19 protein-coding genes are annotated in these 20936 nt (G+C 34.7%); 9 read left to right on the top strand and 10 right to left on the bottom strand.

The features are described from left to right. The first annotated feature begins 46 nt into the window (after nucleotides 1-46). Nucleotides 47-1846, top strand: a complete 1800-nt coding sequence (gene sdhA / locus WHA_RS01785; RefSeq protein ID WP_015588990.1) for a succinate dehydrogenase flavoprotein subunit — start codon at nucleotides 47-49, stop codon at nucleotides 1844-1846. Here the strand turns inward: sdhA and WHA_RS01780 are convergent, their stop codons facing one another. The 4 genes from WHA_RS01780 to WHA_RS01765 form a co-directional block, all read right to left on the bottom strand. Beyond that, a complete protein-coding gene (locus tag WHA_RS01780) occupies nucleotides 1847-4453 on the bottom strand; it encodes an ankyrin repeat domain-containing protein (RefSeq protein ID WP_015588989.1) in 2607 nt (868 codons plus the stop codon). Between the two features lie 286 nt (nucleotides 4454-4739). Next, nucleotides 4740-5345 (bottom strand): guanylate kinase, encoded by a 606-nt coding sequence (gene gmk, locus WHA_RS01775; protein WP_015588988.1) that lies wholly within the window; start codon nucleotides 5343-5345, stop codon nucleotides 4740-4742. Further along, complete coding sequence (locus WHA_RS01770) at nucleotides 5329-7134, bottom strand: pentapeptide repeat-containing protein (protein WP_015588987.1); 1806 nt, start codon at nucleotides 7132-7134, stop codon at nucleotides 5329-5331. The genes gmk and WHA_RS01770 overlap by 17 nt, the downstream gene beginning before the upstream one ends. After that, on the bottom strand, nucleotides 7127-8329 hold the full coding sequence (locus tag WHA_RS01765; protein ID WP_015588986.1) for an ankyrin repeat domain-containing protein: 1203 nt from the start codon (nucleotides 8327-8329) through the stop codon (nucleotides 7127-7129). The genes WHA_RS01770 and WHA_RS01765 overlap by 8 nt, the downstream gene beginning before the upstream one ends. A 270-nt stretch (nucleotides 8330-8599) precedes the next feature. Here WHA_RS01765 and WHA_RS06740 point away from each other — a divergent pair, with 270 nt between their 5' ends. Then, entirely contained in the window at nucleotides 8600-8845 is a 246-nt protein-coding gene (locus WHA_RS06740) for a hypothetical protein (RefSeq protein ID WP_141457173.1), read from the top strand. A gap of 229 nt (nucleotides 8846-9074) precedes the next feature. Here WHA_RS06740 and ychF read toward each other — a convergent pair whose 3' ends face one another. Continuing rightward, nucleotides 9075-10169: a redox-regulated ATPase YchF gene (ychF, locus tag WHA_RS01755; RefSeq protein WP_015588985.1), complete on the bottom strand. Its 1095-nt coding sequence runs from the start codon at nucleotides 10167-10169 to the stop codon at nucleotides 9075-9077. 118 nt (nucleotides 10170-10287) lie between these two features. On the opposite strand from ychF, the gene WHA_RS01750 reads away from it, so the two are divergent. Next, complete coding sequence (locus tag WHA_RS01750; RefSeq protein ID WP_015588984.1) at nucleotides 10288-11280, top strand: OTU domain-containing protein; 993 nt, start codon at nucleotides 10288-10290, stop codon at nucleotides 11278-11280. Nucleotides 11281-11368: 88 nt separating this feature from the next. Then, nucleotides 11369-12544 (top strand): CCA tRNA nucleotidyltransferase, encoded by a 1176-nt coding sequence (locus tag WHA_RS01745; protein ID WP_015588983.1) that lies wholly within the window; start codon nucleotides 11369-11371, stop codon nucleotides 12542-12544. Here the strand turns inward: WHA_RS01745 and WHA_RS07020 are convergent. The 3 genes from WHA_RS07020 to WHA_RS01730 all read right to left on the bottom strand — a co-directional run bounded on the left by WHA_RS07020 (nucleotide 12528) and on the right by WHA_RS01730 (nucleotide 14668). Then, nucleotides 12528-13595, bottom strand: coding sequence for an HK97 family phage prohead protease (locus tag WHA_RS07020; protein WP_015588982.1), 1068 nt, complete (start codon nucleotides 13593-13595; stop codon nucleotides 12528-12530). The genes WHA_RS01745 and WHA_RS07020 overlap by 17 nt on opposite strands. A gap of 250 nt (nucleotides 13596-13845) precedes the next feature. Next, nucleotides 13846-14178: a hypothetical protein gene (locus WHA_RS01735; protein ID WP_044471216.1), complete on the bottom strand. Its 333-nt coding sequence runs from the start codon at nucleotides 14176-14178 to the stop codon at nucleotides 13846-13848. A gap of 55 nt (nucleotides 14179-14233) precedes the next feature. Continuing rightward, nucleotides 14234-14668: an ankyrin repeat domain-containing protein gene (locus WHA_RS01730; RefSeq protein WP_015588980.1), complete on the bottom strand. Its 435-nt coding sequence runs from the start codon at nucleotides 14666-14668 to the stop codon at nucleotides 14234-14236. A 171-nt stretch (nucleotides 14669-14839) separates the two neighbouring features. Here WHA_RS01730 and WHA_RS01725 point away from each other — a divergent pair, with 171 nt between their 5' ends. Both WHA_RS01725 and tatC read left to right on the top strand, forming a co-directional pair. Beyond that, the gene (locus WHA_RS01725; RefSeq protein ID WP_015588979.1) at nucleotides 14840-15937 is read left to right on the top strand and encodes a type I glyceraldehyde-3-phosphate dehydrogenase; all 1098 of its coding nucleotides are present in this window, start codon (nucleotides 14840-14842) and stop codon (nucleotides 15935-15937) included. Beyond that, a complete protein-coding gene (tatC, locus tag WHA_RS01720; RefSeq protein ID WP_015588978.1) occupies nucleotides 15934-16695 on the top strand; it encodes a twin-arginine translocase subunit TatC in 762 nt (253 codons plus the stop codon). The genes WHA_RS01725 and tatC overlap by 4 nt, the downstream gene beginning before the upstream one ends. A 53-nt stretch (nucleotides 16696-16748) precedes the next feature. Here tatC and WHA_RS01715 read toward each other — a convergent pair whose 3' ends face one another. Continuing rightward, a complete protein-coding gene (locus WHA_RS01715) occupies nucleotides 16749-17204 on the bottom strand; it encodes an arginine repressor (protein WP_015588977.1) in 456 nt (151 codons plus the stop codon). 125 nt (nucleotides 17205-17329) lie between these two features. Here WHA_RS01715 and WHA_RS01710 point away from each other — a divergent pair, with 125 nt between their 5' ends. From WHA_RS01710 to WHA_RS01700, 3 genes are read left to right on the top strand one after another with little or no spacing between them, the layout of a single operon-like run. Then, nucleotides 17330-18064, top strand: coding sequence for an ABC transporter substrate-binding protein (locus tag WHA_RS01710; protein ID WP_015588976.1), 735 nt, complete (start codon nucleotides 17330-17332; stop codon nucleotides 18062-18064). Beyond that, complete coding sequence (locus WHA_RS01705) at nucleotides 18064-18711, top strand: amino acid ABC transporter permease (protein WP_007548901.1); 648 nt, start codon at nucleotides 18064-18066, stop codon at nucleotides 18709-18711. Before WHA_RS01710 ends, WHA_RS01705 begins: the two co-directional genes overlap by 1 nt. Continuing rightward, nucleotides 18704-19336 carry an amino acid ABC transporter ATP-binding protein gene (locus tag WHA_RS01700; protein ID WP_227738583.1) on the top strand — a complete coding sequence of 211 codons (633 nt, stop codon included), beginning with the start codon at nucleotides 18704-18706 and terminating at the stop codon, nucleotides 19334-19336. Before WHA_RS01705 ends, WHA_RS01700 begins: the two co-directional genes overlap by 8 nt. Nucleotides 19337-19726: 390 nt before the next feature. Here WHA_RS01700 and WHA_RS01695 read toward each other — a convergent pair whose 3' ends face one another. Further along, nucleotides 19727-20926: a phage major capsid protein gene (locus WHA_RS01695; protein WP_015588975.1), complete on the bottom strand. Its 1200-nt coding sequence runs from the start codon at nucleotides 20924-20926 to the stop codon at nucleotides 19727-19729. Nucleotides 20927-20936 lie beyond the last annotated feature (10 nt).

Genomic DNA, 20936 nt, shown 5'->3' with positions numbered 1-20936 from the left:
TCTACTTCTGTGATATCATAAGCCTGTAATGATAAAATAAGTAAATATGGATAAGTCAGCGTATGAGATCATAGAACATGAGTATGACGTGGTAGTAGTAGGTGCAGGTGGAGCAGGGCTCAGAGCAACGCTTGGGATGGCTGCAACTAATTTTTCAGTTGCCTGCATTTCTAAAATTTTCCCTACACGAAGTCATACAGTTGCAGCACAAGGCGGAATTAGTGCAGCTTTAGGTAATATCGGTGAAGACGATTGGCGCTGGCATGCATATGACACAATAAAAGGTTCAGACTGGCTTGGTGATCAAGATGCAATAGAATATATGTGTAAAAACGCTGCTAAAGCTGTTATTGAACTTGAAAATTTTGGCGTACCTTTTTCTCGTACAGAAGATGGCAAAATATACCAGCGTTCCTTTGGTGGAATGACAACTCACTTTGGTAAAGGAAAATCAGCGCAGCGCACTTGTGCGGCAGCAGATAAGACTGGGCACGCAATCCTTCACACTCTATATCAGCAGTGTCTTAAATTCAACGCTGAATTTTTTGTTGAATACTTTGTGATTGATTTAATTATGGATAGCGAAACATGCTGCGGAGTTCTTGCTTGGTCGCTATGCGACGGCACATTACATAGATTTCGTGCGCATAGAGTGGTGTTAGCAACAGGTGGATATGGACGTGTTTATTTCTCTGCAACAAGTGCGCATACCTGCACAGGTGATGGTAATGGCATGGTAGTAAGGGCTGGATTACCACTTGAAGATATGGAATTTGTACAATTTCATCCAACAGGAATATATGGCTCAGGGTGCCTGATGACAGAAGGATGCCGTGGTGAAGGGGGGTACCTCGTTAATTCTCAGGGCGAAAAGTTTATGGAACGTTACGCACCAAAAGCAAAAGATTTAGCTTCTCGTGATGTGGTAAGTCGCGCAATAACAATTGAAATTAGAGAGGGAAGGGGAGTTGGACCGAAAAAAGATTACATGTATTTAACTATAGCACATCTTGATCCGGAAGTAATAAAACTCAGATTGCCGGGCATTAGCGAAACCGCAAGAACTTTTGCTGGAGTTGATGTCACTAAAGATCCAATACCGGTCATTCCGACTGTTCACTATAACATGGGTGGCATTCCAACTAATTATTATGGAGAAGTGATCACGCTGAAGCAAGGTAAGGAAGAAGTGGTAGATGGACTATTTGCAATTGGAGAAGCTGCGTGTGTCTCTGTGCACGGTGCAAATCGACTTGGTTCTAACTCGCTTCTTGATCTTGTGGTTTTTGGCAGAGCTGCAGCGCTCAGAGCAAGAGAGAAACTAAAATCCGGTACACCACATAAAAAATTGCATTCAGACTGCACAGACTGGATAGTAGATAGATTTAATAAAATGCGATTTGCCTCCGGTGGGCTAAAAGTAGCAAAAATACGCAGCGAAATGCAGAACACTATGCAAAAGTACGCATCAGTGTTCCGTGTTGCTGAAGTTTTAGAAGAAGGCAAAAAAGCTATAAAAAAGGTAGCAAAAATGATGCCTGATATTTCACTTGAGGATCGCAGTATGATGTGGAATAGTGATTTAGTTGAAGCACTGGAGCTTGCTAACATGATCCCACAAGCGGTTATTACCATGGAATGCGCAGCTAATCGCGAGGAAAGCAGAGGTGCCCATGCTCGTGAAGACTTTCCTGAACGTGATGACAAAAACTGGATGAAGCACACTATAGCGTGGCTTGAAGAAAAGAAAGGGCAAATTAACGTAAAAATTGATTATAAAAAAGTGGCTGAAAAAACTCTGAGCGGTGAGATTGATTTCATAGCGCCAGAGAAGAGGGTTTACTAGTTACACTATCCCTACACAATTTTTCAACGAGTTTATTGATATGGCACTCATTTTAGTGTCTGGAGGACTCTCAGTATGCTCTGATTGATTTGATGATTTTTGCACCTCTTGCTCTTCTAAATCGTTGGACTTATTTTCTATATCTTTAACAGAGTTATTGCATTGTGTATCATTTTTTGGTGCGTTATCTTGAAGTGTAAGTTGCTTTTCTTCAGTAAACTTTCCTTTAATTTTTCCAAATCCTTCATAAATATTTTCTAAATTCAAGTAAATAAGATAACAAACTCCAATAACTGCTATAATAGATGAGGCAGTTGCAATTGTAATAATTCCTTGAGAAGCACTGAATATTGCTGTACAGGCTAAAGCAGCAAATACAAGCGTTGTCACTGCTTTACAAGCAACATTATTGATGTACTTCACAATATCGCGTGCTTTTAACTTCCTGCCAAAGTTGCACTTCAGTTCAGTTCTCATATCATCTGGAATAAGCGCTCTACCCATTGATTTCTCTATTCCTTTTATAGTTTTATAATACTCTTTGCTCCATAATCTTTCGGGTAGTATTAACTGCTTTGGGTCAACACCATTTTGCAATAATTTTACACAGAACTTGATCGTGTTATCACGGCTCTTAGGATTGACCAAATTATGTTTATCTTTTGTCGTCTTAGTAATTAGCGCTACTTGTAGTGGTGTGCGTTCTTTTTCGTTAGCGGCGTTTGCAGCTTTACTAAATTTCTCTTTTTCCACCGAATTTAAAATCAACTCTAAACATGTAACTTTTTGTTCTCCTTTGAATGAAGCAATATAGTGCAGAGCATTTTTTCCATCTTTATCTTGCACAGTAATATCTGCACCATTTTGTAGAAATAACTCTAAGGTTTTATACCTGCCAGTATCCTTAAATTCTTTTTTTACTACATTTTTTACTACATTTTTTATTTTATTTTTCAATGAAGGCTCTTTACTCTTTTCTTGTATGCGCTGGAGTACCTGATGGAGCGGTGTTTGCCCTTCCTTGTTAGTAGTATTTACAGCATCATCTTTATTTGAAATCAACTCTAAACATGTAACTTTTTGTTCTCCTTTGAATGAAGCAATATAGTGCAGAGCATTTTTTCCATCTTTATCTTGCACAGTAATATCTGCACCATTTTGTAGAAATAACTCTAAGGTTTTATACCTGCCAGTATCCTTAAATTCTTTTTTTACTACATTTTTTACTACATTTTTTATTTTATTTTTCAATGAAGGCTCTTTACTCTTTTCTTGTATGCGCTGGAGTATCTGATGGAGCGGTGTTTGCCCTTCTTTTTTATCATTTACAGCTTTTATAAATTGTTCTTTTTGGCCTGTTTCTAGCAATATATTGAGAAGTTTAAGTTTTTGTTTTGTTTCAGGTTTAACAATCAAGTGTAAAGCATTGTTACCATCTGTGTCTTTAAGGCTAATATCCGCACCTTTTTCCAATAGTTCTTTAAAAAGTTTTTTATCACTATTTTTAATTACTGGATGTAATAGATAATTATCATTACTATCTGGAGTATTTATGGTATGTGGTATAATTTCTTTAATTTTTGCTTCTGTATTGATTCTTATTTCTGGCTTTAATTTAGATTTCTTTCCTTGCTCTGCTAATTTTTCTAAGAAATTACGGTAGTATGTCTTTTGCTCCTCTTTTAAGTTTTGTAATTCTTCTGTAGATAATTCTAAATTATCAGAGCTGGCTCCATGCTCTAACAATTTTGTAAGAAACTTAAGTGTGTTATCGTTACTTCGAATTGTATTAGACTCATGTTTTTCTTTTGTTACCTTGTTAATTAGTGCTACCTGAAAAGGGGTCTGATTTTCACTATTAATGAGTTGTGCTAGATCTTCCTTGGTGACCGTTTTTATTAGGGTACCCAGAAACTTGCATTTCTGTTTCTTTTCCAACGACGCAATGAGGTGTAAAATATTTTTCCCTTCTTCAGCTTTTATGCTGCTAATATCCGTACAATCTTTTAGATATTTTTTTAATTTCCTGTTATTTCCATTTTTGATCGCTTTTAGTAATTGAACATTATTATGCGTTGTTCCGTTGCTTTTCTCTACTTCTTGATCTTCATTTGCTGTATTAGGGTTACTGATTGAATGTTTCTCATAATCATCACCAGCATCGCTACTGTAGTCACTTTCAATTCCACTGTCCCTACGATCATTTTGGTTACAATATTTGCTATTATAAGTAATTTCTGAAATTGCTTGCTTTACTCGCTCTTTTGTTTCATTTGATATTTTTTTCGATCGTTCTATTGCTTTATCTAGCACTGGAAGGAAGCATTGGACATAATACCTATAATATTTTTCTTGTTCTCTAAGTGATTCTTCTAATTTAGTTAATACTTCAGGACTAGCATCTTTCTCAAATAACCTTTTACACTTCTTGAGGGTTCCATCTTGACCTCTTGGTTTTTCACGCTTGTGTTCTTCTTTTTTTACCTTTCTCTTTATAATGCCATACAATTGCTCGTCTTTTCTATCCTGCTCTTGCTTTTTATTTTTATCTATGCATTCACCTAATTTATCTGCATTAGTAGTTAGTGCAGTTATATCTATACCCATACTAAAACCTCAATATTAAAAGCTATTTAAGTTGTCAGCACTAAACTAACAACCAAGAAGTTTGACTTTTAAATTGAGCTAAACGTTGTATATGTATAGGTGGAAAGGCAGAAAACTAGTTTCTATTAGAAAATCTGTTATCATAGTCAAATCCTCACTTGAACAGTTGCTACTATTTTAACCATTTAATCTTAAAAAATAATAAATATAGCTAAACTGCGAAACGTGCTACTGGCTAAAATAGGATAAGAAACTATAGCTGCAAATATCCAAATTGATGTTTTTATCAGTCTTCCAGACTTGGTTTTTCTTTTAGTTTTTTAAGTCTTTCTTTATTTAGTATGGAGCTTATCTCTTCTACACTTTTATCAATATCATCATTGATTATTACATAATCATATTTATCACGTTTGCTTATCTCTTTTTGAGCTTCGGCTAATCTGCGCTCTATTTCGCTTGCATCATCACTATTACGCTTTTGCAAACGCAACCTAAGCTCTTCCATTGAAGGGGGAAGTATAAAAACACTTACAACTTTTTTTCTCATGAGCTTGAATAAGTGAAATGCTCCTTGCCAGTCTATGCTGAGTAAAACGCTTATTCCATTGCTTAAGTTTTGCTCTATAAAATTTCTTGGTATACCATAAAAATTCTCAAAAACTTTGGCGTATTCAAGCATTTGGCCAGCTTTGCATAACTCGTGAAATTTTTCTTCGGTAACGAAAAAATAGTCTTTTCCATTTATTTCGCCGGGGCGAGGCTTGCGTGTAGTCATAGAAACAGACCTAACTAAATTAGTTGATTGCTCAAGTAATTTTGCTGATATAGTAGTTTTTCCAGCTCCAGAAGGGGAGGATAGAACCAATAATACGCCCTCACTTTTTACGGTCATTTTTCTTTGCATTTTTTAACATGGTGCTTTTTGGATCAGAGTTTAAAAAGCTAGAACCTTCTAAATTAGAATTTGATAAGTTGGTGCCAATGAGAGAAGAGTTATCAAAGACAGTATAGCGCAAATCGGTCTTTTCAAAATTTGCCTTATTCAAATTAACGTTTACAAACTTTGCTCTACTCAATGTTGAATTAGAAAAATCGGCATTTTCTAAATTCATATCCTTAAATTCAAAGTAAGAATAATTTACATTAAATTTTTCACCCTGTGATATTTTCTCTTGCAAATCTTCAATTGAAGTTATAGCATTTTCTAAGCCTGCAAGTTTTTTCTGCCCTTGATTGTCAATCAAAATTGAATTATCAAACTTGCAACCTGTTAAATGAGAATTAGCAACTGAACTTTTATATATGCTTGAAGAGAGAAAAGACATATCACTAATTGTTGAATTACTCAAATTGCTAAGAAAAAAACTAGTTTTCCTAAAGGCATTAGCGTGAAGCAAAGAAGATCTGAAATCGCTTTCAATAAAATTTGAATTAGTTACTTTTAAATTAGACCAGCTCGAATTATCAGCTAATAAATTAAAGAATGTTGAATTTTCTATTTCACTGGAATCAATATTATGGCGAGAAAGCGTACTGTTATAAACTTGAGAGTCTTGGATTTTTATCTTATACATTGAAGTTGTAGAAAGGTCTGAATCTTCTATCTTTGCAGAGGTAAATAGTGAATGGTCAAAAAATGAGCCATTCATGTTAGAATTCGCAACTTTAGTATTATGAAACTTTCCATGACGAATGTCAGCATTAGAGACATTAACTTGATGCAGTTCACTAAAACTAAAATCAATATTGGATAAATCAGCATCCTGAAGATTTGTTTCAGAAACATATGCATGTTTTATCTTGGAACCATTTAGTATAGATTGAACAAAACTTGAATTATCGTCATTCACATAGGAAATTTGTGTGTTGCTTAAATTAGTTTCGTCGAAGTTACTGTTAATTATGATAGAAGAATTAAGGCAAGCATCGGAAAGATTGCTACCTGTAAAGTCTGATTCTTTTAACTCTGCACCATATATGTTAGCATTTTTTAATGAAGAAAATTGTATCTTTAATTTATATGCATCCACTCCAAAGAAACTTGCATTATCAAGGTTGTTTTTCTGCATAACGGTATCGTTTATTTCACTATCACTAAAATTTACGTGGCTAACATTCGAGTTTGATAAGTTGGAGAAATTCATTTTCACATTCGAGAAATTAGTATGCAAACCAATTACGTTGTGCATACTTACTTTTTTGAGATCGGAACTGATAAAATCAGCATAACTAACATTAGACTGATCAAATACGATATCTGTTAAGTTTGCAGAAACAAATTTTGTAAAACTCAAATTTGTACCTTTTATTTTAATGCCATGTAAATTAGCATTGGAAAAATTAGCACCACGTAAATCAACATCAATGAAAGACACATCGGATAAATCGGTGTTAGAAAAATCGGCACCAATCAGACTTACTCCATCAAAAACAGATTTACTTAGGTACAGTTGGTTAAAATTAGCTCCATTTAAGTTAGAACCAAAACCTTTCTTAAAATCTTCTGGCACGCCCTCTTTGTGGCACTGCACCAAAAATTCAGCAAAGTCTTTTTTACTGTAAGATACGTATTTTACATCATGCAGAGCGTTTAAAAAATCACTAATCTGATTTTTTTCATCATTTGTTTCGTTTCCATAACATAAATGACCAACTAAAATTAATATCAAAAATCTAATCATCTTGCTTATCACACTGCGACTCATTGTTTTCTTTCGTTTTCACAGCCCAATCGTACATTGCTGAGCTTTCTTTATTGTCTATTTTTCTATCCTCCAAAAGATGTGGCATCATTTCGGCAATCGCATTTATTATATTGATCTGCTTTTTTTCGATTGCTATATCAATTGGGGATTGAAAATTATTGTTAACTACTCTAAGATCAGCACCTTGTAATAAGAGAAAGCGCACTATGTCTACCTCACCTTGTTTAACTGAATAAATGAGAGGAGTATCACCCAATTTATTTCTAAACCTTAGTATCTCTTGAATTGTTAATCCAATTTTTTCTAGCTTACTTATTACTCCTCTTAAGCAAGTTAAGTTGTTCTTCTTAATGCAGTAAAAAAATTGCTTACTGTAATCATCAATAAACACAGTTGTAGGAAGATGCTCATTAAGGCTATCATATTGTCGTTTATATATTGACTTGCTTTGTATGTCTTTATGACCCCATTCTTTTATTGGTTCTCTGTTTAGCTTTGTCCATTTTTGTAAATTTTTCTTTTCACTTTCATCTTTTTTAGTTATAGGTTTTACTCTATTGCGGTCCTTGGAATTACTGTTTGTTTCTTTCACTTTTTTTTCTTCAGACTGATTCTCTACTTTTTCTTTTTTTCCCTCTAATAATTGACTCGCATCACTTTTTGAAAGTTCATTATCTTTTATATCAATCTTCTGATCAGCTTGTAGATTTTTTTGCGGGTCAGTTGTATTCTCATTTAAATCAGCACTTAAAGGCAAAGGCTCTGGTTTCAAATCTTTATTCACTTCTTTATTGGCCATATTTGGTAAATTTTGAGCAAATTTGTCTGTGCTTCCTTCTAGCTGGTCATTTGGCAAATCTTTATCAATCTTTTCACCCTCACTTATAGTTTTTTCAACCACGGAAGCTTTGTTCTCGTTGTGTTGCAGCTTCTCTTTATCGGTAGTGCCGTCTAATCTTTTGCTCTCAGCCTCTTGTGTTTGTTTAGCATCGACGTTGCTTTTCAACTCATCTTTTTGATTTGTACTGCTCAGTAAATCTTGCTTTCTTGCACCTACATTTTCGTTTTTATGAACTGACCCAATTTTCTTTTCTTCACGCTGCTCTATGGCAAACAGGCTCAGTGATCCAAATACAACAACTAATAGTATGAAATATAAAATATTTTTCATAAATGTTCAAAACATAAGCTTAATTAAAATGATACTATAATCAAATGATTAATCTACAGTAAAAAATGCCTTAGGATTTAATTTATAAAAAAATAATAGATTTTTTGTATCTGTTCAGGGGCATCGCAAATATTGAAGCAAAGTGGTCAGTGCTTACTGTACGAACATTGTGATTTGAGAGCAATCTCCGCTAGGGAGGATGTCATCCCAGTGCTCCTTTCTCGTCATCCCAGTGCCCAGACACTGAGATCCAGAAAAAAGAATGGTGTCATGCAAGTAGCCTCCTTCTCCTGTCATCCCAGTGCCCAGACTACTTGGATCCAGAAAAGTTTGCTTGTAAGCAAGCAAACTAGCATAGAAAGTGGTTACAACATTTTCGATGAGATTATATGGAAAACTGGATCCCAGTGTCTGGGCACTGGGATGACAAAGGAGGACGTTATTCCAGTGCCAAGCACTGACCATTTGCTGTGCAATTTACCTTCAAAAATGAATGTTCGTACAGCTATGGAATGAATCGCGGTATGACATAGGACTGCTGTCATTCCAGTCTGGAATTTAGTCTTTACTGGGGAGAAGAAACTATCCTTCTACAGTGTATCCGTTTAGGGGAGGTATCTGTTCAGATGCATGGCTAATGTACAAATATTGAAACAAAAATTCCAGTGCTCCCTTTCTTGTCATCCCAGTGCCCAGACACTGGGATCCAGAAAACTTAACTTTAAATAAGTGGCTGCATAATAAACTACACATTAAACCTAAAGTGCATTATATCACCATCTTGCACGATGTAATCTCTGCCTTCAAAGCGAATTTTTCCTGCGTCTTTGCAAGCTGATTCACTTCCATACTTTATGTAGTCTGCAAAGCTTATTGTCTCTGCTTTTATAAAGCCTTTCTCAAAATCAGTGTGGATTACACCTGCTGCTTTATCGGCTGTTGACCCTATTTTTACTGGCCATGCCCGTGCTTCTTTGGGGCCCACAGTAAAGAAAGTTATCATACTCAGCACTTCATACATAATACGCGCTACTCCATCAAGGCCTGATTCTTGTAAGCCAAATTCTGATAAAAAACTCTGTTTTTCCTCTTCACTATCAAGATTTGCAATATCTGCTTCGAGTTTTGCTGAAATGCAATAAAATTTGCTTTTATTTTCCTCTGCCATTCTCTCTACCTTTTTAGATAATTCATTGCCAGTTATAACATTTGTATCTTCAACATTGCAAACGTACATAACAGGCTTTGTTGTCAGCAATTGAAGCAACTTCATCTCATCTTCATTGATATTCTCCAAACTTCTTGCAGGTTTACCTAATTTTAAAGTAGCTAATACCTCTTGCATTAATTCAAGTTGTCTCTTTAGCTCTTTATCACCTTGCTTTGCTTTCTTTTCCAATTGAGGAAGCCTTTTTTCTATGCTATCAATATCAGCTAGGATTAATTCCATTTCTACCACTTCAGCATCTGATATTGGATCTATTTTACTGTGTACATGGCTGATATCGTCATCCGTAAAGCACCTGAGCAGATGAACGATAGCATCAACTTCTCTGATATGGCTTAAAAATTTATTGCCGAGCCCTTCACCTTTGCTCGCACCCTTTACCAGACCTGCAATATCTACAACTTCTAATTGATTATAAATTATCTTCTCTGAGCCTGCAATTGCTGCGATTTGTTTCAAACGCTGATCTTTTATCGAAATCTTGCCTATATTTGGCTCAATTGTACAGAAAGGATAATTTGCAGCTTCGGCTGCACTTGACTCTGTAAGCGCATTAAATAAGGTTGATTTTCCTATGTTTGGTAACCCAACTATACCGCAGTTAAAGCTCATATTTGCTATTTAAAGTTATAACTATTGCATAATTTAAAAATTTCTGCTATACTTAATTAGTTGCTTATTAATAATTTTGTTGGTATAGTAACATATAGCTTAAATTAAGGTAAAAACTATGGCTGAACCTAGGAAACGGAAGCTACCAAGTGATTTTCATGATGTTGAGGTTGGAATAAAAAGGCCCAAGATCTCAGGGCAAATGAATGTACCTAGGAAACGGAAACTATCAAATGATTTTTACGATACTGGAAGTCCGAAAAGGTTCAAGAGCTCTGGACAAGAAATAACTCTTTTAAATAGTAATCCTTACCCTGACAATTTCCATGTAGGACAAGCAATTGGTAATGGAAGCTGCTTTTTTGACTCATTCAGACAAGGTCTAGAACAGCAGAAGGGGATAGAAGTTACTGTTGAGCAGTTACGAGAAGACTGTAAAGAATTTGCACAAAAGAATCCACCAAAGTGGTTTACAAATGCAATTGTCAATAGTCATGATAACAATGGCCAGCACCGTAGTGAAACTGTAGATGATTATACAGCAAACATTATGCGTAACGATAGGTGGGGTGATCCTGACGTTGAAGGCAGAATACTTTGTCAGAAGTATGATGTAAAATTGCATGTTATAGAGAACCAGACTGTTGATAACCAAGATTTGTTTTTGCATGAATTAATAGACAATTCAGGTTCAAAAAGTGCAGGTGAATACAATAAAGTTAATTATGACGACAGTAGTGTTTTGCATGTAATAAACAAAGGACATGCTCATTTTGAACCATTGCTTGATAGAAATAAAAGTTTAGCAAAACAAGAACAAGAAGATTTCCTATTAGCAAAAAAGCTTCAGTTAGATGAGATCTTAGAGTATTGTAACCTTTCAAAGGATATCTCTGAGAGAGCAGAGGTTGAGAAGAGATTTGATGAGTTATTGGCAGAAAATGCTGATGGAAAAATTGGTGATGTTGTAGGGCAGTGCGTTAGTGATATAAAGCAGCGCATAGAGCGCTCTGAAAAGCAAAACCCTTCAAGCTTACCAAGATGTAGTATGGAGGAATCAAGAACAGAAAAAATATTTCATCAACAACAAATATCACAATTGGAAGTGTAAAATAAATCTTCATAGCCCTGTATATTTTTATATAGGGGTTTGTGCAAGCATTTCATATAATATGAACTTGCAGTATGTACTAACCTAAATGCAAGTTGACCAGGAGACTAGTTTAATTATTGATGCCATAGAGGAATTTGGTGGTGAGGCTAGGCTTGTCGGCGGATGTGTGAGAGACTCAATTTTGCAACGTGATGTCCACGACATCGATTTAGCTACTAATTTGCTTCCTGATCAGGTGATGAAAGCGCTAAAACTCCGTAATATAAAAACTATTCCAACTGGCTTAAACCATGGAACTATTACTGCAATCTTAAATCAGAGGTCTTTTGAAATTACGACACTAAGGCATGATGTGAAATGTGATGGTAGGCATGCAAAAGTAGAATTTACCAATAATTGGCAAGCTGATGCTTCAAGGCGTGACTTTACATTTAACGCTCTATATGCAGATAAGCATGGCCATATATATGACTACTTTGGTGGCATTGAGGATTTAAAGGCGCGAAGGTTAAACTTTATAGGCAACGCTGAAGATAGAATTAAAGAAGACTATCTACGTATTTTAAGAGCATTTCGTTTTCATGCAAAAATATGTGCCGGAGATTTGAGTGATGAAATACTAAGCGTATGCAAAAAGCATTCGCATATGATCCAAAACCTCTCTGGAGAGAGAATAAGAGATGAAATACTTAAATTGCTGGAGTGCAATGATCCTTTTCCAACACTTAAGAGCATGCAAGAATCTGATGTTTTGCAAAAGATTATCCCAAAAGAAGTAAAATGCGAAATTCTGTCTTCGTCACTTCTTTTCGGCACTGATGTGCTAGTAAAATTAGCGTTACTCCTTAGGACTACTAAAAAAAATGACAGGCTAAGTCTTGGAGAATACATAATCATGTTTCTACGTCTTTCGAACAAGCAAAAGAAAAAGCTGCTATTTTTACTATCCAACGATATCAAAACAGAACTTTCAGAAAAAGAGCAAAAAAAATACATATCTTTATTTGGTAGAGAATTATATTGTGATTTAGTAAGAATTTGTGGTGTTGAGTCTGGAGAAAATGTTGATGAATATATTTCATTTGCTAATACATTCAATATTCCAAAATTTCCTTTATCTGGTGATGACTTGATAGGTATAGGTCACCAGCCAGGAAAAAGTTTAGGTAGAAACTTGGAATTGCTAAAACAACATTGGGAAGATAGCTCCTACACTTTAACAAAAGAGGAGCTGGTGCTTTATGCTAAGAGCCTATTCTAACTGCTTTCTGACTGTTCAATGAATGTATGCTTGCAATATTAGGGGAACTCATAGAGGAATTAGGTATATGTTCTTTTTTAGCTTTTTCTGTTAATTGATATTCGTTTACTCCTCCTTGAGTTTGATTACACATTCCCTGATCTGGAGATAAAAATTTATCTCTTATGCTTAATGCCAGTTGTAACTCTTGAATCTTATTTGAAAAACATTTCATTTTAGCCTCTGTTAATTTTCCTGTAACAATTTCTTTAAGCAATTCTCCTGAGTCGTTATTATTATTATTCTTGCTATTAAAGCTGTGCAAGATAGAGTCTACAATCTTATTTACCCCTTCTTGTTTGTTAAATTCTAATTTTTTTACGCATTTTCTAACAGAAGGTGACAACTTGGCTTTTAACGTGTCATCTCGTAGTTCTTTACCCATATTTTTTCCAATGTTACAATGTTCGTTGACAACTTCTTTAACCTTAGCTTCTATGATCTCCCTTGCGGATTGTTTCAAATTACTTTCTAATAATTCAAGCAGCTTACTGCTTTCAAATTTGCCATCATCTTGATTTGATAGAGACTTTATAGTTTCATTAAGCACGTTATGGCAAAAGTGTTTCTCTTTAAATTCAGGAAAACCTTTTTTTAACTCCTCGTTTTTCCCAGATAAAAAGTTATTGAGACCCTTATCCCTAGAAAGCTTATTGGGCAAGTTTCGTAATTTTGAAAGAGTTGATTTTGCAGTAGATACTGTACTCACTGCACCTGCCTTTTTAGCCAATTGACCTTCTTTTGCTTTCTGAATACCCAAAAGTAAATGTGCGGTTATATACAGGCCAACATCATTTTCATAAATATCTATGATGCTACCTATAGGTTCGTCAGGATTATGCTGCCAAAGGAGTTTTATTTTATTTCTGTTTAAATTTTCCTTAAATGCTCCGGGCAATATCAGATCATTTTGTTTATCAACTATGTTAAAAACGCTCGCATAACCAGAAAATACACCGTTTTCTCCTATACTTTTTATTGACAATGGTGAATAGAGAAATTTCTTATTCATAAGGCCTCCTGTAGGTTATAGTATTGGGAATTCTGTTTGCACAACGCACTGCAATGTCAAATCTATTATATGCAGTTCTCTAAAAAGGGAAAGTATTTTTTTTAGTTACAAAATAATAAATGAGACTATGAAAGCAATAAAGATCCCAGCGTCACGCGCTGGGATGACAGTAGGAAAACTCAGATGTGAAAGCACTCAATAACAGTCTAGAAAGTATTGAGATATGAGAAAAATCTGTACTCAGGTAACATCAACAATTGATATCTCTAGACAAATTTGATCCTACTTTTACTTCTGACAGAATAGAGATAACGTTCTCTTGTATTTTTTTATATCTAGCGATTTCTGATTCATTTTTTTGCACTTCCAATCTATTATGGAGTAAACTAGAAACATCTCTTACTAACGTAGAAATGTTTTGTGCGGCCTTATATGCTATTGTTCCAATAATAAAGCTAGCAAAGGTATTAATTCTATCAGTAGTAAAATCAGAAAAGTTTGACATGTTGGCATGGAAAACAGGAATGCAAGTAAGACTACCAGGACCATTATAGTAATTACCTTTAATAGCATTAATAGCCATCAAACTCACAAAGCTAGTAATACACCCAACAATAAAAGGTCTCTTATCACTGTGTCTAAGGGTCCAAATGTTGGAAAGCATCTCTTATATTAGTAATTCTGCGTATTATTTCGTAGATATGTGAAACATTAGCATTATTACTTAATGAAATTCTCCTAGATTGTTCAGATTTTTCCTGTATTCTATTACTAATTTCACAATTAAAGTCATCAATGCTTATACCACATGATGTTAAAATACGAACCATATCTTGATTGTCGTTTTCTGATGCAGAATATAATGCTGTCTCATCCTTATAATCACGAAAATTGACATCTCCTCCACTTGATCTATAAACGCTAATTATAAACTCTTCTAAGCTCATCTTATGATTTTCTTCCAAATACCTTGACACTTCCTTAAAATATTCTTTATCGGTAGCAAGTTTGTGTAGAAATGATTGGCCTGAAATTTTTTCTAATTGATCTATAATGATCCTCTGTAATAACATAATTAGCCTCCTATTAAAGTTTCAATACTATTGATAAAATGATACAGTATTATAGTTCTTTAGTCAAGGTGAATATTAATATATTAAGGTTAAAACTGCCAATTAGCAGTCAAAAGAATAAAATGAAATATCAAGTGATATCCTCTATAATTAAATTTTTTGAATGAAGAGATGACGGTTCGCGTAGGAATTAATGGTCTGGGTAGAATAGGCAGAGGCGTATTGCGTGCTATTTTCGAAATAGAAGAATATAGCAAACAAATAGAAGTTGTAGCTGTCAATGGATCGCTCAGTGCAAAGCAGCATGCACATTTGATTAAATATGATTCTGTTCATGGCAAATTCAGTGGTGATATTGATTTTAATGAGTCTCAAAATTGGATTTCTATAAATGGCAAAAAGTTTTCTTTATATAGAGAACGGAATCCTGAAAATATTCCTTGGAATGTTGATGTAATACTTGAATGTACTGGTGCATTCAATAAACGTGAAGAAGCAATAAGGCACAATGCAGAGAAAGTAATTGTCTCTGCTCCAGTTCCGGATACTGATGTCACTATAGTTTATGGTGTGAATGACGATATGCTCGAAAAAGAGCATAAAGTGATATCAGCAGGTTCTTGCACTACAAATTGCCTTGCTCCGATTGTGAAAGTCCTACACTCCAGTTTAGGTATAAAAAGCGGTTTTATGACTACTATACATGCCTACACGAATGATCAAAATGTTCTTGATGGTAATCATAAAGATTTGCGTAGAGCAAGGGCTTGCGGATTATCTATGGTGCCAACTACAACCGGGGCAGCAAAAACAATTGGTTCTGTCATCCCTGAATTAAAAGGAAAACTAGATGGCACTGCCGTCAGAGTTCCAGTTAGCAATGTTTCTATGGTTGATTTTAAATTTACGACTGATAAGAAAGCGACCGTTGAAGAAATCAATGAAATATTTAAGGATGCAGCTCTCTCCTCTACGTCATTCCAGCGCATGACGCTGGAATCTAATTTCTGGATCCCAGTGTCAGCTACTCGGATGACATCAGAGGGTACTAGGATGACAGAGGGTTATCCAATGTCAAATGTACTTTCTATATGCGAGGAACCTTTAGTCTCAATAGATTTTGTGCATAACCCTTATAGTGCAATTGTGGATTTAACTGGTACATATGTTACAGGTGATATATGCAGGGTTGCAGCGTGGTATGACAATGAGTGGGCTTTTTCGCTGAGAATGTTAGACATAGCATTATTGAGCTATAGTAAAGTATGAACTGGAACTCAAGCAAATACGCCTCATTTTATGAGCACTTTGCGGAACTCAGAAAAAGAGTTATCTTTTGCTTTCTATTTTTTTGCGTTGCTTTTGGTTTTTGTTATTACTTTAAGGAAAATATATACCGTTTTTTACTCGCACCTTTAATAGAAGCAACAAAAGGTAGCGAAGGTTTTTCTTTAATTTACACAGACTTAACAGAGGCATTTTTTGTGTATCTCCAAGTTGCAATAATGAGCGCACTTTTGTTTTCTTTTCCTGTGTTTGCATGGCAATTTTATATGTTCTTAGCACCTGGGTTATATAAAAGTGAAAGGGCAGTGTTGTTGCCATACTTGATTGCAACACCGGTTTTATTTGTAACGGGAGCTACTGTAGTCTATTACTATATATTTCCTTTAGCCTGGAAGTTTTTCATCACTTTTGAACATAGTGGGAAATCTTTCGGTATACCAATAGAGTTTATGCCATCAGTTAGCGAATATTTAGACCTCGTTCTCCAATTTATGTTTGCTTTTGGCACTGCATTTCAAATTCCAGTAATACTCACATTAATGGTGAGAGTTGGGCTACTGACTGCACAAAGTTTGTCAAATAAACGTAGAATTGCAATAGTGGTAATTTTTATTATCGCTGCAATCTTAACTCCACCTGATGTATTAAGCCAAGTAGGGCTTGCAATACCTATGCTGATTCTATATGAATTGTCCATTCTGATATGTAGGTATATTGAAAAAAAGAAGACAAAGATTTAAACAAAGAAATCCCTCTTATCTCCTTTATATCACATTTTTAACTTACAACATTCTTATTCAGGACTTAAATATGGAAATGTTTCATAAATTGATTGTAATACTTTGTTAAGTTCAGCCTTACTTTTGATGATCAATAATACTGTATCATCACCTGCTATAGTTCCTATAATTCCTATGTTTTTGCTATTATTTAATGAATAAATAACATACTTCTGATCTAGAAAGTAAGCTAGGCTGCTAGCTTGTCCTGGTTGAGTGTGTAGTACTATTAAACCAAAATCCGAAATTTGCATATTAAGTATTAATGGTAATCGATATTGGTTGATGTCAATTACTTTATACATACCAGCAACTTTGGCAATTTTAAGTTTTTTTAATTTTCTTGATAAAGTAGCCTGAGGAATGTTGTGCCCTCTTTCTTTAAGCAAGATCTGTAAATCGCTCTGCTCTAAAATTTCGTGATTTTGAATAATATTTAAAATATGTTCACCTAGTGTGTTGTCATGCATTATGCATTTTCCTCATATTGAATATGTAATAAGTATATTTGAAATTATATTCATTATTTCTTGACTATTCAATTTTTAATGTCTATCTTCATAAGATGAATAAAATATGAATATAAATTAGTAATATGAAAAAATATATTTTAAATGCTATTATAGTGATAAGTATTCTATTAACAGGATGCAAGGAAAATAAACACGATAATATCATTAGATTTGCAATTTCTGCAGATTATCCACCTTTTGAATATTATGAAAATGGTAAATTTACTGGCTTTGACATTGAGCTTGCTCAATTAGTAGCAAAAGAGTTAGGTAAAGAAGCGATATTTAAAGATATGCAGTTTAGTACTATATTTGCAGCATTGCAAAGTAATTCTGTAGATGCTGCTATATCTACTATTGGTAGCACAGAAGAGCGTGAAAAAAATTTTGATTTTTCAAATAGTTATTATACAGGGGAATTTGGTATTCTATATCACAAAAATAAACCCATAGCCGGTATAAACAACTTAACTCGCAAGAAGATAGCCGTTCAACTAGGAACTGTCATGGAAATTTGGCTAAAAGAGCATGTTCCTACAACAGCTCAAATTATTGCTATAGACAATAATAATCAAGCTGTAGAAACATTAAAGTCTGGTCATGTTGATGGCGTCCTAATTGATGAATTCCAAGGTAAAGTATTTAGCAAAAAAAATCCTGGTCTATCATGGTCAGCCACTGCCAAGTTAGATGGTGGTTATGTTATTGCTGTGAATAAAGGATCTGCTTTAAAGGATAAAATAAACGAGGCATTAAAAAGTTTAGAAAGTAAAGGTGTAATACAAAAAATAGCAGAAAAATGGCTAGGAGATAACTGATGCAGGAATTAATTTCTAATTTCTTGTTTGTTGGAACAGGCCTTGCCTTTACTTTAAAATTATTGATTGGAGGACTGCTTTTAGGTATGAGTCTAGGAGGGTTATTTTCAGTACTCAGATATAATAAGATCTGTATTCCATTAATTAATGGAATTATATCTGTAATACGTGGCACCCCCCTTATATTACAGTTAAGTGTTGTTTATTTTATGACTCCAACCATTGCAGGAATTAAATTAAACATATTTAGTGCTGGCATTATAGCATTTGGTCTAAATAGCTGTGCTTATATTGCTGAGATTTTACGAGCTGGTATTGAAACTATATCAAAAAACCAGTTTGAAGCAGCTAAAACTTTACAAATACCTAGTTTCTATATGTGGAGAGATATTATATTACCACAAGTTATTAAAAATATTCTTCCTGCAATGATAAATGAGATCATTGCACTCCTTAAAGAAACGGCATTAATCTCTACTATTGGTGGTGTTGATATTATGCGCTCTGCGCAAATGCTTGCAGCAGAACAATTTACTTATTTTATACCACTTTGTCTTGCTGGGGCTTATTATTACGCTCTTGTATTACTAATTGAATATATAGGCAAAAAGATTGAACAGAAAGGTATATATGATAAAAATGCATAATGTTTGTAAATTATTTAATAATGTTCCAGTACTTAATAATATTAACCTGATTATAGAACAATCTATAGTTGGTCTTGCTGGTCCTTCTGGTAGTGGTAAATCAACATTGTTACGTTGTATACAAAAACTCGAAGTTTTAGATTCTGGTAGCATTGAATGCAATGATAGTACTGGTTTTGTATTTCAGGATTTTCAACTTTTCTCACATATGACTGTCTGGGAAAATCTTACATATGCTCCCAAACTTAAAAACAAAACTCAGGATCAAAGTGATTCACTACTTGAGTCTTTGGGTATTGCCTCTAAAAAAAATGATTACCCTAGTAATCTATCTGGTGGGCAAAAACAGCGGGTTGCGCTTGCCAGAAGCTTAATGATGAATCCAAGGATTCTATTATGCGATGAGCCAACGTCTGGTTTAGACGTAGCAACAATAGTCGACGTTGTGGAACTATTACAATCAGTTAGAGATATGGGTATTACTATGATTATCGCTTCTCACAATTTGGATTTTTTAACAAAAATATCAGATCGGATTATTCTGTTAAAAAACGGAAAAATAATTGTAGATATCAATCCTAAAGAAATTGATGAACCAACAAACTATTTAAAAAATAATTATTAAAAGAGAATCACTCATATCATACTGAGAGCTATAACAGATTTTAGCATCGAAAATTACATAATATACATTATGGAAAACAAAATTACATAATGTAAGAAGCAATGCTAAAAATAAAATCACATAATATAGCAAACTATAGCTAACCCAAGAAAGGTTTTCCTACGTCATACCGCCGCGATATCTCAGCATAGATTCCGCTAACAAGTAGCGGAATGACGAATTTTTGTTTTTCAAACTGTCGGTAAATCTAAGTCAGTTTAGCTATATGTGTCAAGCACTGGGATGACACCCTCCTGATGGGCCAAAATCACAATGTTCGTACAGTTATGGAATGAATCGCGGTATGACGTGTTGCTTTGATCAGCTATAAAGATGATGCTGCGGAAGTTTTTAGTACTTGCTCGCAACTTTCAACAATTTAATAGCACTGGTGTTTACAACCTCTCCGCCGACACGCTTAGTGACAAAAAACCTCACATAAGGTTTATTCGTATAAGAGTCTCTTAATATTCTCATTCCTCTGTTATCTACAATCTTATAAGCTTGTTTGAAATCTGCCATCGCAATTACTGGTAGCTGATTGTTTGGCGCTGGTGGCATATCGGCAGATTGATATACTGGTATTCCCATTAAAGTATCTGGAGCTTCAAGCGACAGACTTGGCTGCCAGAGATACTGACCTGTTTGAGATTTTAGCAGCCTGATATCCTTCAACGTACTCCTGTTTATCAAAAATGACGCATTTTTGGAATAATATTCGTCCAGAGAGTAATACAACATCATTATTGAATCACTATCTAATTTTTCAGTTTTAACTTGCTCTATTTTATTATAACTGTTTCCATTTTCATAAGCTAAAATTCCTTTTGGTTGAAAAGTGCCCTCACCCTTAATGAAGGCTTCGCTTTCTTCCTTACTAAAAGTCTCGGCAATCTTTTCCACCAGCCAACTCTCAACATCGACAAACGCATCATCGAGTAACTTTTGTGATATTTGTGGTTGAGCATATAACTCGTAAGTTGTGACGGAAATCTTTTGGATTTTGGGCGTGTCCGTATCTTTTGCAAAATCATACTTAGACTTATTGCCACCGTTCTCATCATCTACTGTTTCACTGCTCCAACCTGCACCGGCGCGGTCAAAATCTTCTATAATGTAATCCAATGTTTCAGTAGAGATTCTTTGACTGGAGCATATTTGTCGCATTGGGGACGAATCAGTTACGCGCTTGTTTATGCGTTTTACAATATGCGGAGTAACTAGATACCCTCCGATATCACTGTCATCTCCACTGAGGGTTTTGTGTGATAAACCGCTTTCCATTCCCTTGCGGATATAATCAGAAAAATATTTATCGCTTGTGCTAAAATCTGTATTTACTTCTGGGCGTTGAGCTGCAGTTTCGATCAAGTCTAAACGCTCTTTGCAACTATCAATGGCATTATTTACCTTGCATAGCTGCTCAATTGTTGCAGAATCAGCACGCCCTTTGCTTTCAATTTCTTTTAGTTTGCGATCATTTATTAATTTAAATTGCTCCCATGATGAAGCGAGTTCATTGATACGGTGAGCGATATCGGTAAGTGACATAATAGCCTCA

It is taken from the genome of Wolbachia endosymbiont of Drosophila simulans wHa (assembly GCF_000376605.1).
Lineage (GTDB): Bacteria > Pseudomonadota > Alphaproteobacteria > Rickettsiales > Anaplasmataceae > Wolbachia > Wolbachia pipientis.
This window is presented reverse-complemented; position numbering and strand designations above follow the sequence as displayed.

Bases quoted from the DNA above. Each gene is read 5' to 3' on its own strand.
- sdhA (WP_015588990.1), top strand. From the start codon at position 47: ATGGATAAGTCAGCGTATGAGATCATAGAACATGAGTATGACGTGGTA.
- WHA_RS01780 (WP_015588989.1), bottom strand. From the start codon at position 4,453: ATGGGTATAGATATAACTGCACTAACTACTAATGCAGATAAATTAGGT.
- gmk (WP_015588988.1), bottom strand. From the start codon at position 5,345: ATGACCGTAAAAAGTGAGGGCGTATTATTGGTTCTATCCTCCCCTTCT.
- WHA_RS01770 (WP_015588987.1), bottom strand. From the start codon at position 7,134: ATGATTAGATTTTTGATATTAATTTTAGTTGGTCATTTATGTTATGGA.
- WHA_RS01765 (WP_015588986.1), bottom strand. From the start codon at position 8,329: ATGAAAAATATTTTATATTTCATACTATTAGTTGTTGTATTTGGATCA.
- WHA_RS06740 (WP_141457173.1), top strand. From the start codon at position 8,600: ATGCAAGTAGCCTCCTTCTCCTGTCATCCCAGTGCCCAGACTACTTGG.
- ychF (WP_015588985.1), bottom strand. From the start codon at position 10,169: ATGAGCTTTAACTGCGGTATAGTTGGGTTACCAAACATAGGAAAATCA.
- WHA_RS01750 (WP_015588984.1), top strand. From the start codon at position 10,288: ATGGCTGAACCTAGGAAACGGAAGCTACCAAGTGATTTTCATGATGTT.
- WHA_RS01745 (WP_015588983.1), top strand. From the start codon at position 11,369: ATGCAAGTTGACCAGGAGACTAGTTTAATTATTGATGCCATAGAGGAA.
- WHA_RS07020 (WP_015588982.1), bottom strand. From the start codon at position 13,595: ATGAATAAGAAATTTCTCTATTCACCATTGTCAATAAAAAGTATAGGA.
- WHA_RS01735 (WP_044471216.1), bottom strand. From the start codon at position 14,178: ATGGCTATTAATGCTATTAAAGGTAATTACTATAATGGTCCTGGTAGT.
- WHA_RS01730 (WP_015588980.1), bottom strand. From the start codon at position 14,668: ATGTTATTACAGAGGATCATTATAGATCAATTAGAAAAAATTTCAGGC.
- WHA_RS01725 (WP_015588979.1), top strand. From the start codon at position 14,840: ATGACGGTTCGCGTAGGAATTAATGGTCTGGGTAGAATAGGCAGAGGC.
- tatC (WP_015588978.1), top strand. From the start codon at position 15,934: ATGAACTGGAACTCAAGCAAATACGCCTCATTTTATGAGCACTTTGCG.
- WHA_RS01715 (WP_015588977.1), bottom strand. From the start codon at position 17,204: ATGCATGACAACACACTAGGTGAACATATTTTAAATATTATTCAAAAT.
- WHA_RS01710 (WP_015588976.1), top strand. From the start codon at position 17,330: ATGAAAAAATATATTTTAAATGCTATTATAGTGATAAGTATTCTATTA.
- WHA_RS01705 (WP_007548901.1), top strand. From the start codon at position 18,064: ATGCAGGAATTAATTTCTAATTTCTTGTTTGTTGGAACAGGCCTTGCC.
- WHA_RS01700 (WP_227738583.1), top strand. From the start codon at position 18,704: ATGCATAATGTTTGTAAATTATTTAATAATGTTCCAGTACTTAATAAT.
- WHA_RS01695 (WP_015588975.1), bottom strand. From the start codon at position 20,926: ATGTCACTTACCGATATCGCTCACCGTATCAATGAACTCGCTTCATCA.